This is a genomic window from Streptomyces sp. NPDC020845, assembly GCF_044334165.1.
In the GTDB taxonomy this organism is placed as follows: Bacteria; Actinomycetota; Actinomycetes; order Streptomycetales; family Streptomycetaceae; genus Streptomyces.
Window position 1 is genome coordinate 400,059 of the sequence record NZ_JBIRSJ010000005.1, and the last position, 13,996, is coordinate 414,054.

The window sequence follows — 13,996 nt, forward strand, 5'->3', positions numbered from 1 at the left end:
ACCTCGGGCGCGGAGGGCTCGACGGACACGGCCGATCCGACGGGCTCGACGGGCTCGACGGGCTCGACGGGCGCTCCCGACCCGACCGGACCGTCGTACGCGACCGACTCGAACCGCCAGCGGTGCACCGCCCGGCGCACCAAGTCCTCCCCGGGCTCGGGCAGTTCGGGCAGCTCGGCGTCGTACGGGGCGTCCCACCAGGTGATGACCAGCACGCGGTCCGCGGGGGCACGGAAGGTCTCACGGCGCAGCGGCGCGGGGTCGAGTTCCTGGCGGCGGGCCCAGGACAGCAGCCGCTCGCCGCCGCCGTCGACGGCCCGCGCCTCCCACATCAGGGCGACGGTCATGCGTAGAGGTTCTTCCGGCTCAGCTCGTGCACGTGATCGTGGTCATGTACGTGTTCGTGGTCGTGATCGTGGTCGTGCCCGGCGGGGGCCGGGACATGCGGATCGGTCACCGGCAGCGAGGAGTCCGCCGACAGGCCCCAGGACGACGCGGCCCGCCCGCGCGCCACCATCTCGGCGCCCAGCGCCGCGACCATCGCGCCGTTGTCCGTGCACAGCTTGGGCCTGGGCACGCGCAGCGTGATGCCCGCGTCCTCGCAGCGGCGCTCGGCCATCGCGCGCAGCCGGGAGTTGGCGGCCACGCCGCCGCCGATCATCAGGTGGTCGACGCCCTCGTCCCGGCAGGCGCGTACGGCCTTGCGGGTCAGCACATCCACGACCGCCTCCTGGAAGGAGGCCGAGACATCGGCGACCGGCACGTCCTCGCCCGCCGCCCGTTTGGCCTCGATCCAGCGGGCCACGGCGGTCTTGAGACCGGAGAAGGAGAAGTCGTACGCGGCGTCGCGCGGGCCGGTCAGCCCGCGCGGGAAGGCGATCGCGTCCGGGTCGCCCTCGCGCGCGATGCGGTCGATGACCGGGCCGCCGGGGAAGCCGAGGTTCAGCACACGGGCGATCTTGTCAAACGCCTCGCCCGCCGCGTCGTCGATCGTCGAGCCGAGCGGGCGGACGTCGGAGGTGATGTCGGGCGCGAGGAGCAGCGAGGAGTGGCCGCCGCTCACCAGCAGGGCCATCGTCGGCTCGGGCAGCGGGCCGTGTTCCAGCTGGTCCACGCAGATGTGCGAGGCGAGGTGGTTGACGCCGTAGAGCGGCTTGCCCAGCGCGTACGCGTACGCCTTCGCGGCCGAGACGCCGACCAGCAGCGCGCCCGCGAGCCCGGGCCCGGCGGTGACCGCGATGCCGTCCAGGTCGGAGGGGGCGACCCCGGCCTCCTTGAGGGCGCGCTGGATGGTGGGGACCATCGCCTCCAGATGCGCCCGGCTGGCGACCTCGGGGACCACGCCGCCGAAGCGGGCGTGCTCGTCGACGCTGGAGGCGACGGCGTCGGCGAGGAGGGTGTGGCCGCGGACGATGCCGACGCCGGTCTCGTCGCAGGAGGTCTCGATGCCGAGTACGAGCGGTTCGTCAGCCATAGGTCTTCGTTCCTTGTACGGGGCCTGCTGGTACGGAGGACGGCGATACGGAAGCCGGACGCGGGCCGACGGACGTCGGGGGCGCCGGATCGGTCAGGCGCATCACGAGCGCGTCGACGTTCCCGGGCTGGTAGTAGCCCTTGCGGATGCCGATGGGCTCGAAGCCGAAGCGCTCGTAGAGGCGCTGCGCACGCAGATTGTCGACGCGCACCTCCAGAAGCACCTCACGGCATTCGAAGGCGGTGGCGGCCGTGATGAGGTTCGTCAGCAGCCGGGCGCCGAGCCCGGTGCCCCAGTGGTCGCGGGCGGCGGCGATGGTCTGCACATCCCCGGTGCGGTCGACGGCGGCGAGCCCGGCGTAGCCGACCAGCCGGCCGCCCGTCTCGGCGACCACGTAGTGGCGGGTGGCCGCCGGGCCGCGCGCATGGGCGAGCTCGGACCAGAACATGCCGGGCGACCAGGCGTCGTCGGGGAAGAGGTCCGCTTCGAGCCGGAGCACGGGCTCGATGTCCCACCAGCGCATCTCGCGGATGTGCACCACCGGGGTCCGGGGTGTGCCCGGGGTCTGGGGTGTGCCGGGGGTCACCGGGGCGTGACCACCTTGTAGTTGGCGGGCACCTGGGCGTCCGGTCGGCGCAGGTACAGCGGCCGGTTGGGCAGCAGCTCCGCGCCGCGCGCGAGCTGCTCGGCGGCCAGCGCCGCCAGCGCCCCCGCCGACTGGTGCTCGGGCATTCCGGCCGGTACGTCCCCGAAGGCGTCCGGGTAGAGCAGGGCGCCCGCGCCGACGGCCGGCAGCCCGGCGACCCGCTCCCCGAGGTCCGCGGGCCGGTCGACGGCGGGCTCGGTCACGCGGGTGCGGGCGTCCTCGTACCGCGCCCAGTAGACCTCCTTGCGCCGCGCGTCCGTGGCCACCACGAAGGGACCGGTGAGGCCCGCCTGCCCGGCGGCGTACGCGATCCCGTCGAGCGTGCACAGCCCGTGCACGGGGATGTCGAGGGCCGCCCCGAAGGTGGCCGCCGTCACCAGGCCCACCCGCAGCCCGGTGTACGGCCCGGGCCCGACGCCCACGACCAGATCGGTCACCTCGCCGAGCGCGGCGCCCGCCTCGGCGAGCACCCGGTCGACGGCGGGCAGCAGCAGCTCGCCGTGGCGCCGCGCGTCGGTCTGACGCGATTCGGCGAGGACGGCGGTGCCGTCGTGCAGGGCGACGGTGACGGCGGGGGTAGCGGTGTCAAGCGCGAGCAACAGCACGAGGACAGCCTACGGCGGCCGTACGGGAGCGGGAGCACGGGCGGGAGCGCACAACTGTGGCGTAGACGGTGCACGAGCCAGAGCGTGCACGACACTGCGCACCCGCGCGCCGGTGCTACGGTCGGCTTGCCCCCTGTCCCCACGGCCACCGCGGTCCTCCTCGCGGCGGGCCCGCGGCGACAGGGAGATCCGGACCTGAGGAGAGGGTGGCAAGCCGTGCCAAGGAGCAGCACCGGGACCGTCGTGGCAGCGCTCACCGCCGCCGCACTCGGCGGCGTCGGCGTCCTCACCTACCAGGCCGCGGCCACCGCTCCGGACCGCCCCGCCCACTCCCGGCACGACTCACAGGCGGGCGACTCCAAGTCCAAGCCGAAGGACAAGGGCAAGGACAAGGACGGCGAGAAGAAGTCCACCGCGCTGCCGGGCGACTCCGGCACCGGGCTGCGCGTGGTGTACGCGCTGGAGGACCGGCGGGTGTGGCTGGTGGGCGCCAATGAGCAGCCGACCCGCACCTTCGAGGTCTCCCCCAGCACGGCGAGCCCGAGCCCGGGGACGTACGAGGTCACCTCGCGGGTGCCGAGCACGATCGGCTCGGACGGGGTACAGATCGAACACGTCGTCGTCTTCGACACGGAAGACGGAGTCGTCTTCGGCTTCAGCGCGGCGGTCGACGGCTCGGCCCCCGACACGAGCGCGGCGAAGAAGACCGGCGGCATCCGGGAGAGCCGCGCGGACGCCACGGCGATGTGGGAGTTCGCACAGGCCGGCACGAAGGTCGTCGTCATCGCCTGACCGATCGCTCCGCCTACGCCGCGTCGCGCCGCCGCTCGTCCTCCCCCTCGCACGCGGAGTCCTCCGCGGACGCCGCGGTCGGCGAAGTGGACTCCGGTGAAGTGGACACCGGCGGAGTGGACACCGGCGGAGTGGACACCGCGTTCGCCGCCGCGCAGGCCGCCAGCAGCTCCCTCATCGTCGGGGGCCGGTCATCGCGCCGGCCCGCCTCGGCAGCGGGCTCTTGGGACGGCATGGATGCCTCCTGAGGGTCCTCGGGCGGTCGAGCAGGCACAGCAGGCGGCCAACTTAGGCACGCCTAACCTGCCCTCCCGTCCCATGTGACCACGAGGGATGCCCCTCGCGCAACATTTTGCCGACGGCCTGTCGGAATCTTGTCGCCGCCCGGCCCTCAGCCCGGCCCGGACCCCAGCCGGGCTCGAACCTCAGCCCGGCCCGGACCTCAGCCCGCCAGCGACGCCAGGTCCTCACCGGCCCAGCGCGACCCGACCCCGGTCACCACCACACCCCGTACGTCCTCGGGCGCGGCCGCGGCGTCGTCCCCGACCGCCCGCTCGATGACGACGTGCAGCCGGTCCTCCGAAAGCCCCTCGACCTTCCCCTCGCCCCACTCCACCGCGATCACCGAGTCCGGCAGCGATACGTCGAGGTCCAGGTCCTCCATGTCGTCCAGGCCGCCGCCCAGCCGGTAGGCGTCCACGTGCACCAGCGGCGGGCCGTCGCCCAGCGGCGGGTGGACGCGCGCGATGACGAACGTCGGCGAGGTGACCGCCCCGCGCACCCCGAGCCCTTCCCCCAGACCGCGCGTCAGCGTCGTCTTGCCCGCGCCCAGCTCGCCGGTGAGCAGCACCAGATCGCCTGGGCGCAGCAGTTTGGCGAGTCTGCGCCCCAGGTCCCGCATCTGCTCGGGGGAGGTGACGGTGATGCGCTGGGCAGCGGCGTACGGGTCGTCGGCGTGCGGGTTGTCCATACCCGCCGATGTTACGGCTCGGACCCGGGCCCTGACCGAAGTCGCCTACCGCGGCATGGGGCGGCTGCCCGGGCGCCGGGGGGCGGCTATCCGCGCGCCGAGCGCCGTCGGCCGTTCCCGCTCCCGCCGGACGCGGCCCGCGGGGTGTCCGTGCCGACCGCCTGCGCCAGCAGGTCGATCAGATGTCCGTTCACCACTTCGGGGTGCTCCAGCATCACCAGGTGCCCGCCCTCCTCGACGATCACCAGACTCGCGCCGGGCAGCACCTCCGCGATGGCCTCGCTGTGCTCCATCGGGGTGATGAGGTCCTTGTCGCCCGCCAGCACCAGCACCGGCAGCCCGTCGAAGACCGGCAGCGCCTCCGCCTTGTCGTGCTCGACGAAGGCCGGGTAGAACTCCGCGACCACATCGATCGGCGTCCCCTCGATCAGCCGCTCCGCGAACCGCGCGACCCCCGGGTCCACATCCTTCGACCCGAACGAATAGCGCTTGATCACGCCCGCGAACAGATCGGCCGTGGCCCGCCGCCCCCGTTCGACCAGCTCCGCCTGCCAGCCCAGCGCCTTGAGCAGGCCCGGCAGCAGCCGCCGCACCGCGTTCACCCCGACCACCGGCAGGCCGAAGCTGACCTCGCTGAGCTTGCCCGACGACGTGCCCACGAACGCCGCGCCGATCACCCGCTCCCGCACCAGCTCCGGGTACTGCGCGGCCAGCGCCATCATCGTCATGCCGCCCATGGAGTGCCCCACCAGCACCACCGGCCCCTCGGGCGCGGCCGTCTCGATCACGGCCTTCAGATCGCGGCCGAGCTGGTCGATGGTGACCTGCGTGCCGTCCGTCTGGGCGCGGCCGCGCGCGGACCTGCCGTGGCAGCGCTGGTCCCAGTAGACGGCGCGGACCTCCCCGCGCAGCACCGCCCGCTGGAAGTGCCAGGAGTCCTGGGCCAGGCAGTAGCCATGGCTGAAAATCACCGTGACCGGGGCGGGGGTGCGCCGCCCGAACAGCCGCTTGCGGCGCGCCGGCGCCTGCGTCTGTATCTCCTCGATTTCGTAGTGCAGCTCGGTGCCGTCGTCGGCGATCGCCGTGCCGACGACGCCGCGCAGCGTGCCGAAGGGGCCCGCGGCGTCCAGCTCAAGACGCGCCTTGCGCCGTACGCCACGGCCCACCGTCAGCCGCTCAAGACCGACGCCGACGGCGGCGCCGGCCGCGACGACGCCGATCGCGACGCCCGCGAACCCCGCGCCACGCCGCCACCCCACGGCCGTCGCCCCCGCCGCCACCCGTGCCGCCGTCTCTGCCGTGCGCTCGCCTTCCATGGTCAGTTCCCTGTGCCCTCAGCCTGGCCGACATAAACGCGCGGCACACGCGCCGAGATCCGGGTGACGATCTCGTACGCGATCGAGCCGACCGCCCGCGCCCAGTCCTCCGCGGTCGGCTCGCCCCGGTCACCGGGCCCGAACAGCACCGCCTCGTCCCCCGGCGCCGCGGCGTCCCCGCCGAGGTCCACCACGAACTGGTCCATCGCCACCGTGCCCGCGACCGTCCGCCACTTCCCCGCGACCAGGACCGGACCGGTCCCCGAGGCGTGCCGCGGGATCCCGTCCGCGTAGCCCACCGGCACCAGCGCGAGCGTGGTCGGGCCGGGGGTGATGTAGCGGTGCCCGTACGACACGCCGTGTCCGCCCGGCACCCGCTTCACCGAGGCCAGCGAGGCGACCAGCGTCATCACCGGCCGCAGCCCGAAGTCGCCCGGATGGCCGACCTCGGGGCTCGGCGAGATCCCGTACATCGCGATCCCGGTCCGTACGAGGTCGAAATGCGACGCGGGCAGGGTCAGCGTCGCCGGCGAGTTGGCGATATGCCGCACCTCCGGGCGCAGCCCCGCCTGCTCAGCCTGTGCCAGCAGCGTCCGGAACGCCTCCAGCTGCGCGGCGATCGAGGGGTGTCCCGGCTCGTCCGCGCAGGCGAAGTGCGACCACACGCCGGTCACTGTGACCGTACCCTCCGCCTCGGCGGCGCGCGCGGCGGCGACGAGTTCCGGCCAGTCCTCGGGCGGGCAGCCGTTGCGGCCGAGCCCGGTGTCCGCCTTCAGCTGAACGCGCGCGGTACGGCCGCACGCCCGGGCCGCCGCCACGGCCTCCCGCAGCGCCCACACCCCGCTCAGGGACACGTCGACATCCGCCTCGATCGCCTCCCGCCACGGACCGCCCGGCGTCCACAGCCAGCACAGCAACCGGCCCGTGTCGCCCGCGGCGCGCAGCGCCAGCGCCTCCTCGGGCGTGGCCGTGCCCAGCCAGCTCGCACCCGCCTCGCGCGCGGCGCGCGCGCACGGCACCGCGCCGTGGCCGTAGGCGTCCGACTTGACCACGGCCATCAGCTCGGCCCCGGGCGCCGCGGCGCGCAGCGCGCGCACATTGGCCCGCAGGGCGGCCAGATCGACCACGGCACGGGCACGCATCGGTGTCTCGTTCATCAGCGTCAGTCTCTCAGGCCCGCGGCGCCCAGCGGGTGTGGGCAGGGTCCGGGAAACTGGTCGCCATGAGGATTGCCTACAGCGTCGAGACCGTACGGGCCGCGGAGCGGGACTTGATGGCGCGGCTGCCCCAAGGAGCGCTCATGCAGCGCGCGGCCGCGGGCCTGGCAGCCGCCTGCGCGGGGCTGCTGGGCCGCGTCTACGGGGCCCGGGTGGCCCTCCTGATCGGCAGCGGCGACAACGGCGGCGACGCCCTGTACGCCGGGGCTCGGCTCGCCCGCCGCGGGGCCGGGGTGACGGCCGTACTGTTGGCCCCCGACCGCGCCCACGCGGGCGGGCTGCGGGCGCTGCAGGACGCGGCCGGCCGCGCGCTCCCCGCCTCTGCCGACTCCGCCGAGGCGGCCCTGGCCCAGGCCGACCTGGTCCTGGACGGAATCGTAGGCATCGGCGGCAAGGGCGGTCTGCGCCCCGACGCCGAACGCCTGACCCGGGCCGTACGCGGCACCATGGTCGCCGTCGACCTGCCCAGCGGCGTGGACGCCGACACCGGAGAGGTCCGCGGCCCCGCCGTACGCGCCGACGCGACCGTCACCTTCGGCACCTACAAGCCCGGCCTGCTCATCGACCCCGCCCATGAACACGCGGGCGCGCTGCGCCTGATCGACATCGGTCTGGCCCCCCACCTGCCGCCCGTCCCCGACGCCGAGGCCCTCCAGCACGCCGATATCGCGGCCCTCCTCCCCCGCCCCGACGCGGAGAGCGACAAGTACCGCCGCGGCGTCGTCGGCGTCGTGGCCGGTTCGGCCCGCTACCCGGGCGCCGCCGTCCTCGCCGTCGCGGGCGCCCTGCGCGGCGGGGCGGGCGCAGTCCGCTACGTCGGCCCGGCGGCCGAGGCGGTCATCGCCCGCTTCCCCGAAACCCTCGTCCACTCCGGCCCGCCCCACAGGGCGGGCCGCGTCCAGGCGTGGGTGGTCGGCCCCGGCCTCGGCGACGACGCGGCCGCCCGCCAGTCCCTAGACGACGTCCTCGCCTCCGACGTCCCCGTCCTCGTCGACGCCGACGGCCTCCGCCTCCTCCCGCCCGGCGACCTGCGCTCCCGCACCGCCGCCACGATCCTCACCCCGCACGCCGGGGAGGCCGCGGCGCTGCTCGGCGTCCCGCGCGAGGAGGTCGAAGGAAGCCGCCTCGCCTCCGTACGCGCCCTCGCCGAGCGCTACGGCGCGACGGTCCTCCTCAAAGGCTCCACCACGCTCGTCTGCTCCGGCCCCGGCCCCATACGCGTCAACCCCACCGGCACCGGCTGGCTCGCCACGGCGGGCAGCGGCGACGTCCTCTCCGGCCTCACCGGCTCCCTCCTCGCCACCGGCCTCTCCCCCCACGACGCCGCCTCCACCGGCGCCTACCTCCACGGCCTCGCCGCCCGCCACGCCACGGGCCCCACCGGCGCGCCCATCGCGGCGTTCGACGTGGCGACGGCCCTGCCGGAGGTCTGGCGGAACGTGCTGCTGGGCTGAGCGCGCTTGGGTGCGGGCGTGTGGGTGGTGCGCCTGCTGTTCGTGGTGGGTGCGGGGGCGGGGCCTCCGGGGCTGTCACCCTGGACCGCATATTTACGGCGCCGGTGCCCGGAAACGCGGAGCGGGCCGGAACTTGGCGCCACAAATATGCGTAAGCGTCCAGGGCGCCACCCCTGCACCCTCACCCCCTCCCGCCGTCTCGCGGCTAACCGTCCGCCCGCAGGTCGAGGACCATCACGTCATGCAGGTCGGCCCCGTCCCACGGGTGCGCCTCCCCTACCTTGCGGTACCCCCACGACCGGTACGCGGCCTGCGCGGCCGCGACGTCCGGCCGCGCGTTGAGCAGCACGCGCTCCACGGTGGTCTCGGCCAGGACTGCCTCATGCAGCCGCCGGGCCACGCCCAGGCGGCGCCAGGGCGCGCGTACGGCCAGTTCCATCAGCCCGAACGTCCGCCGCCCGTCCTCGCGACGCAGTTCATCGCTCACCGGTGTGGTGAGCCGGTCCCACCAGCCGGTGCTCGGGCTGAGCGGATAGCCATAGGCGATGCCCACAGGTTCACCGCCGATGGTGCGGGCTAGGGCTCCCCGAAAGGTCGCCCTGCGGACCTGTGAGCGGAACCCCCGGAAGCTCGCATCGACCGAGTCCGGAGTCTCCTCGTACGGCTCCTCCGCGAAAACCTCTGCGTAGACGAGCCTGAACTCCGCCTCGGCCTGCGCGGCAGCCGGGCCGTCCATGCGCTCGACAACGATCGTCTCCGACTCGGTCATGAACAGCCTCCTCGTATGGACTCACGGATGCGAGCAGAAGTGTCACGCGCCACTGCGGTGTCAATAGCCGTGGCTGCCTTCTGGTGGCCAGGCCATACGCATGCTCAACCACTGACGCCGCTTCCCATAACCGGCCCACCTTGATGTCGATCAACACGAGCGTTTCCAACGCCGAAAGCTGCAAGAGACCGTCACCGATGAGTTGGGCGGCGGTCAATGGCTCCACGGCGGCGGCGCGTGTCTCCCCGATCGGCCCGCCGTCATAGCCGCGCAGCTCGGAAAGATCAGCGTCTTGATCAACGGACGCGACTCACCCGATTTTCTCGGCGATGGCCATGAGATCGGGGTGCAACCGGCTCCTGGCGTCGAAAAGCTCGACGCCCAGAAGCCGTCCCTGCGCGTCGAAATCGAGGACTGCGGCCATGTCGTCCCCAGCGATTTCCTGGCGGACGGCTTCGCCTGAACCGATCTCCTCGACAAGGTAGATGTACGCCATATTCGCCTCAGCGTCGTATGTGACTCGCATTGCCTCCCCCTCGTTCGCCCGCAACGCCGGTCCGGTGATCCATTGGGTTCGCTATCCGAAGTGGAACAGCGCACCCTCGCCACGTTCGGCGACCGCCAGGATGAAGGTGCGGAACTCTTCAAAATCCTGCTCACTGACGAACCCGTAGTCGTCGTGGACGAAGCCGTCGTCGTCCGCCTCGTCACACACGTCCCTGAACCGTACGCCGCGCAGCCAGTCGGCCAGCGTGGCGATCAGGTCGGGATCAAGCTCCATGGCCTGGCTGGGGTCCTCGTCCTCGTCTTCCTCGTCGTCTTCCTCGTCGTAGTCCCAGTCCAAGTCGAGGTAGTCCCCGCCCATGAACACGTTCACCGGCGCGTCCCAGACCAGGCCCTCCCACAGGTCGAGCGAAAACCTCTGAATGGAGAAGGTGCGGCGTTGGACGCTGAGATTCGAGTCGAGCGGGGTCTCGTCACCTTCCGGGGTCTCGTTGAGGAGACGCGCGGCGTACGAGGGGTTCTGCCTAGCGCGGCCCAACTGCTCTGCGGTGACGCTTCGGAAGGATGCGGTAACGCCCATGTCTCACCTTTAAGGGTTATACAAACGGAAGGCCGACAGCAGGTCAGATACACCCGTCCAGCGTCGAGTTGCGGCCGTACCGCAGCTCGCGCCCGTCGAGCACAACGCCAACCCCTGTCGGCAGCACCGGAGCGTCCAGTTCCGGCAGGGCAAGGCCATCCCAGTCGACGCTTACCTCGATGACCTGAAGGGATTCCGACGCGATCTCGTACATCTCCTGAGGCAGCACTTCCCAGATGGCGCCCTCGTCCATCCCGTCGTACGGCCCACCCGGCTCCGGTACGCCACCGCGCGCTCGCCCGTCCTCGGCGGACCGCATCGCCGTCAGCCCGGGAACCTTCACCGTCAGGAACGGGTCGAGCTCCCTTTCGACCAGCAGCTCGCCCTGGCGATACACCCTGACCACGAACGTATGGCCGGCCGCCCACGAACCCGTGCGCACGTAGTACGCGACCGAGGCGTCGAGCTCTTCGAGGTTGTTGCCGACCTCAAGGTGCTCCCAACCGCCGCCGCCTTGCCAGCAGGAGCCCTCGAACATGTAGAAGCTGTACACGCCACACCCCCGAAACAGTCCGCACCATCCGCGCGGCTGCCGACGATACCGCTCGACCAGCGCGCCTACAGCTGCCGTAGGTGATCACGGAGCATCCGGGCGACCTGGGCCATCAGAGCCTCGGCGCCGGGCTGAATGATGGCGGGGACCAGGGACTCGGTCAGGACGGCGACGGCGAAGGCCTGGCCGTCGGAGTGCTCGACGACGCCGATCTCGTGGCGGAGGTTGAGGAGGGTACCGGTCTTGGAGGACCAGGTGGTGGCGTCGGAGCCGAAGTCCGGGGCGAGGCGGTGGCGTAGCACGTTGTTGGCCATGAGGCGGCGCACGCGCTCGGCTACGTCCGGGTGGATCGTCGACGGCGTCCACAGGGCCTGGAGCAGTTCGACCCAGGCGCGTGCGCTGCCGGTGTTGGCGCGGGTGGTGTCGAGCTGTGGCACCCGGTGTCCACGGCCGTGGGTGCCGGCGTCGATGGCGAGGGCGTGGGCGAGATGTGCCTGTGTGGTGTCGAAGCGTTCCACGGGCGTGTCACTCAGCTCGTCCGTGATGTGCCGGACGGTGATGCCGTGGAGGTCGAGCTCGTGGAGCAGGTCCGCGACCTGGGCGGGCGGGGTGAGGCCGAACAGCGCGTCGGCGGCCGCTCCGTCGCTGATGCAGGTGGACAGATAGAGCAGGTCGTCGATCGCGATCCGGGCGGGGTGGCGGAATCGGCTCAGCCCGGTCGGGCCGGGCGTGGTGATCCGCCCGGGTCGTACGTCGAGCATCGTGGCCCCGTCGAGCTCGCCGCGCCGGATGCGCTCCATCGTCGCCAGCGCGAGCGGCACCTTGACCAGGGACGCGGACGGCAGCTGGACATCCGAATCGATGCCCAGCTCTTCGCCGGTGTGCAGATCCCGTACGAGGAGATACCCGCGCAGGCCACCGTCGTGCAGTCGCCCGCGCATCTCGCGGAGCAACGCCTCGGTCATGCGACCGCCCCCTCGGCACCGAGGCAGCGTGCGATCGCGCCGCCCAAGCGAGCCTGGATGTGTTGTGGATCGCCGGCCGCCGCGCCGGTGAGGGCATACCCCCGGGTGAGCGCGATCTCGCCGATGGGGCGCCAGCTCAGGGCGAGTTCCCGGGCCTGCGCGGGCGAGCACAGCAGCAGATCGCGTGAGCACAGCACCTCCGCCGCGGCGGTCGTGAGGTCGTCCGCGACGACGAGCTGCGCGGGCCGCAGTCCGACGGCGTCGCGCAGACGCGTCAGCGGGTCGCGGACGTGCGGGACGTCGTCTTCCGGCTGGATCCAGACACGGCGGGGCGGGCCGGGGTCGGCCCGCCCGATCCGCAGCGTCTCGACGTAGACGCGCTTCACGCCGGGATCCCGGGCGCCGGCCAGCCCGAGCGGTACGGACCACGCCGCCTCGTCCGGCGGCACCGGAAGCAAGGCGGCGCGCACCTGTTGGGAGCGGACGAGCTCCAGCCGCCGCGGCGAAGGCCCGACGCGGAGTTCGAGGGTGACGCCGTGTCCTCGCGCGTCGGCGACGAGGCGGGCCAGATCGACGGTGGAGCAGATTCCGGGCACCGCGAGCCGCCACGGCTTGCGCTTGGCGGCTTCCGCCTCGTGTTCCAGTACGTCGGCGGCCAGGACGAGCTGACGGGCCGTCGGCAGCATGTCCCGGCCGAAGGGCGTGAGGACGGCCCGCCGCGAGGTGCGCTCGAACAGCTGCTCACCGAAGCGCTCCTCCAGGGCGGCGATACGGCGGCTGGCCACCGGCTGGGACATCCGAGCAGCGGCCGCTCCGACGGTGAAACTGCCGCGCTCGCTCACGCTGACGAACGCGCGACACGCTCCCACCAGATCCACAGCCAGCACCCCCTATGCCAAGACGCTATGCCAAAACAGCATGGAACCCCACCCGATCGTATTGGATCGTATGGCTGCCGCGAGGCGAAAGTGGCTCCACCAGCCACACCCCCGCAGGAGGTTCGGACCATGCGGCACATCCGCGCCCGGCGCGCCATTCGCGGTGCGCTTGCCACACTCACCCTCGTCCCGCTCGCGGCCTGCGGCCAGGACGGTTCCAAGGCCTCGCCCTCTCCGTCCTCTCCGTCCTCGAAAGCGGCGAACACTCAGACGGGGTCGTATGCCCGTGAGTTCAGGGATCTCGAGCACAAGTTCGACGCGCGCCTGGGCGTCTACGCCATCGACACGGGCACCGGCCGTGAGGTGGTGTACAACGACGGCGAGCGCTTCGCGTACAACTCCACCTTCAAGGCCATGGCCGCCGGTGCCGCCCTGAAGAAGTTCTCGCTCAGCGGGATGGACAGGAAAATCACGTACTCCAAGGACGTGCTGATCGCCAACTCCCCCGTGACCGAAAAGCACGTGGACACCGGGATGACCCTGGGCGAGCTGTGCGACGCCGCCGTCCGCTACAGCGACAACGCCGCGGCCAACCTGATCCTCAAGGAACTCGGCGGGCCCAAGGCCCTCGACGCCACACTCGAGAAGTTGGGCGATGACGTCACCCGGATGGATCGCCCCGAGCCGTATCTGAGCGAATGGGTGCCGGGTGAGCTGCGGGACACCACCACTCCGCGGGCGTTCGCGAAGGACCTGCGCGCGTTCGTCCTCGGGGACGTCCTCGCCAAGGGCGAACGCGCGCAGCTCACCAAATGGCTGCGGACCAACAAAACCGGCGACAAGGTCATCAGGGCCGGTGTGCCCAAGGGCTGGGTGGTCGGCGACAAGACCGGAACCGGCAGTTACTACGGCGGTCGCAACGACATCGCCGTGGTGTGGCCCCCCGACAAGGCCCCCATCGTGATCGCGATCCTGTCGCACCGCGGCAAGAAGGACGCCGAACCCGACGACAGGCTGATCGCCAAGGCGGCGTCCGTGGTCGCCGACACGCTGTCGTAGGGGCCACCGGCGGAGAGCCGCCGAGGCGTGGGAGGGGGCGGGGGTGCAGGGGTGGTGCCCTGGACGCTTACGCATATTTGTGGCGCCAAGTTCCGCCCGGCCCCGCGCTTCCGAGTGTCGGCGCCGTAAATATGCGGTCCAGGGTGACAGCCCCGGAGGCCCCGCCCCCGGCACCACCCACGAACAGCACGCGCCCCCACGCTCCCGCAGGGCA

16 protein-coding genes and 1 pseudogene are annotated in these 13,996 nt (G+C 72.4%); 3 read left to right on the forward strand and 14 right to left on the reverse strand.

Annotated elements, in window-relative coordinates; genetic code table 11:
- Nucleotides 1–101 precede the first annotated feature (101 nt).
- The 4 genes and pseudogenes from ACH4U7_RS14790 to tsaB all read right to left on the reverse strand — a co-directional run.
- Nucleotides 102–347: pseudogene (locus tag ACH4U7_RS14790) on the reverse strand (hypothetical protein); the annotation flags it as partial.
- Nucleotides 344–1,474, reverse strand: coding sequence for a tRNA (adenosine(37)-N6)-threonylcarbamoyltransferase complex transferase subunit TsaD (tsaD, locus tag ACH4U7_RS14795; protein ID WP_358705994.1), 1,131 nt, complete (start codon nucleotides 1,472–1,474; stop codon nucleotides 344–346). The pseudogene ACH4U7_RS14790 and the gene tsaD, both read right to left, overlap by 4 nt.
- Complete coding sequence (gene rimI / locus ACH4U7_RS14800; RefSeq protein ID WP_398528529.1) at nucleotides 1,467–1,997, reverse strand: ribosomal protein S18-alanine N-acetyltransferase; 531 nt, start codon at nucleotides 1,995–1,997, stop codon at nucleotides 1,467–1,469. Before rimI ends, tsaD begins: the two co-directional genes overlap by 8 nt.
- Nucleotides 1,998–2,056: 59 nt before the next feature.
- Nucleotides 2,057–2,725 carry a tRNA (adenosine(37)-N6)-threonylcarbamoyltransferase complex dimerization subunit type 1 TsaB gene (gene tsaB, locus ACH4U7_RS14805; protein ID WP_014178821.1) on the reverse strand — a complete coding sequence of 223 codons (669 nt, stop codon included), beginning with the start codon at nucleotides 2,723–2,725 and terminating at the stop codon, nucleotides 2,057–2,059.
- A gap of 216 nt (nucleotides 2,726–2,941) precedes the next feature.
- On the opposite strand from tsaB, the gene ACH4U7_RS14810 reads away from it, so the two are divergent.
- A complete protein-coding gene (locus ACH4U7_RS14810) occupies nucleotides 2,942–3,517 on the forward strand; it encodes a hypothetical protein (RefSeq protein ID WP_398528330.1) in 576 nt (191 codons plus the stop codon).
- Nucleotides 3,518–3,530: 13 nt separating this feature from the next.
- Here ACH4U7_RS14810 and ACH4U7_RS14815 read toward each other — a convergent pair whose 3' ends face one another.
- The 4 genes from ACH4U7_RS14815 to alr all read right to left on the reverse strand — a co-directional run bounded on the left by ACH4U7_RS14815 (nucleotide 3,531) and on the right by alr (nucleotide 6,960).
- A complete protein-coding gene (locus tag ACH4U7_RS14815; protein WP_398528331.1) occupies nucleotides 3,531–3,752 on the reverse strand; it encodes a hypothetical protein in 222 nt (73 codons plus the stop codon).
- A gap of 207 nt (nucleotides 3,753–3,959) precedes the next feature.
- A complete protein-coding gene (tsaE, locus tag ACH4U7_RS14820; protein WP_398528332.1) occupies nucleotides 3,960–4,487 on the reverse strand; it encodes a tRNA (adenosine(37)-N6)-threonylcarbamoyltransferase complex ATPase subunit type 1 TsaE in 528 nt (175 codons plus the stop codon).
- Nucleotides 4,488–4,573: 86 nt separating this feature from the next.
- Complete coding sequence (locus tag ACH4U7_RS14825) at nucleotides 4,574–5,803, reverse strand: alpha/beta fold hydrolase (protein ID WP_398528333.1); 1,230 nt, start codon at nucleotides 5,801–5,803, stop codon at nucleotides 4,574–4,576.
- A gap of 2 nt (nucleotides 5,804–5,805) precedes the next feature.
- A complete protein-coding gene (gene alr / locus ACH4U7_RS14830; RefSeq protein ID WP_398528334.1) occupies nucleotides 5,806–6,960 on the reverse strand; it encodes an alanine racemase in 1,155 nt (384 codons plus the stop codon).
- A 65-nt stretch (nucleotides 6,961–7,025) separates the two neighbouring features.
- Between alr and ACH4U7_RS14835 the strand changes: the two genes are divergently transcribed.
- Nucleotides 7,026–8,474, forward strand: coding sequence for an NAD(P)H-hydrate dehydratase (locus ACH4U7_RS14835; protein ID WP_398528335.1), 1,449 nt, complete (start codon nucleotides 7,026–7,028; stop codon nucleotides 8,472–8,474).
- Nucleotides 8,475–8,679: 205 nt separating this feature from the next.
- Here ACH4U7_RS14835 and ACH4U7_RS14840 read toward each other — a convergent pair whose 3' ends face one another.
- The 6 genes from ACH4U7_RS14840 to ACH4U7_RS14865 form a co-directional block, all read right to left on the reverse strand.
- Nucleotides 8,680–9,243, reverse strand: a complete 564-nt coding sequence (locus tag ACH4U7_RS14840) for a GNAT family N-acetyltransferase (RefSeq protein WP_398528336.1) — start codon at nucleotides 9,241–9,243, stop codon at nucleotides 8,680–8,682.
- A gap of 310 nt (nucleotides 9,244–9,553) precedes the next feature.
- The gene (locus tag ACH4U7_RS14845) at nucleotides 9,554–9,769 is read right to left on the reverse strand and encodes a DUF2283 domain-containing protein (RefSeq protein ID WP_398528337.1); all 216 of its coding nucleotides are present in this window, start codon (nucleotides 9,767–9,769) and stop codon (nucleotides 9,554–9,556) included.
- Between the two features lie 51 nt (nucleotides 9,770–9,820).
- Nucleotides 9,821–10,327: a hypothetical protein gene (locus ACH4U7_RS14850; protein ID WP_398528338.1), complete on the reverse strand. Its 507-nt coding sequence runs from the start codon at nucleotides 10,325–10,327 to the stop codon at nucleotides 9,821–9,823.
- Nucleotides 10,328–10,370: 43 nt separating this feature from the next.
- Entirely contained in the window at nucleotides 10,371–10,880 is a 510-nt protein-coding gene (locus ACH4U7_RS14855) for a hypothetical protein (protein ID WP_398528339.1), read from the reverse strand.
- A gap of 65 nt (nucleotides 10,881–10,945) precedes the next feature.
- On the reverse strand, nucleotides 10,946–11,845 hold the full coding sequence (locus ACH4U7_RS14860) for a serine hydrolase (protein WP_398528340.1): 900 nt from the start codon (nucleotides 11,843–11,845) through the stop codon (nucleotides 10,946–10,948).
- Nucleotides 11,842–12,723, reverse strand: coding sequence for a LysR family transcriptional regulator (locus tag ACH4U7_RS14865; RefSeq protein WP_398528341.1), 882 nt, complete (start codon nucleotides 12,721–12,723; stop codon nucleotides 11,842–11,844). Before ACH4U7_RS14865 ends, ACH4U7_RS14860 begins: the two co-directional genes overlap by 4 nt.
- Nucleotides 12,724–12,852: 129 nt before the next feature.
- On the opposite strand from ACH4U7_RS14865, the gene bla reads away from it, so the two are divergent.
- Nucleotides 12,853–13,782 (forward strand): class A beta-lactamase, encoded by a 930-nt coding sequence (gene bla / locus ACH4U7_RS14870; protein WP_398528342.1) that lies wholly within the window; start codon nucleotides 12,853–12,855, stop codon nucleotides 13,780–13,782.
- Nucleotides 13,783–13,996: the final 214 nt, after the last annotated feature.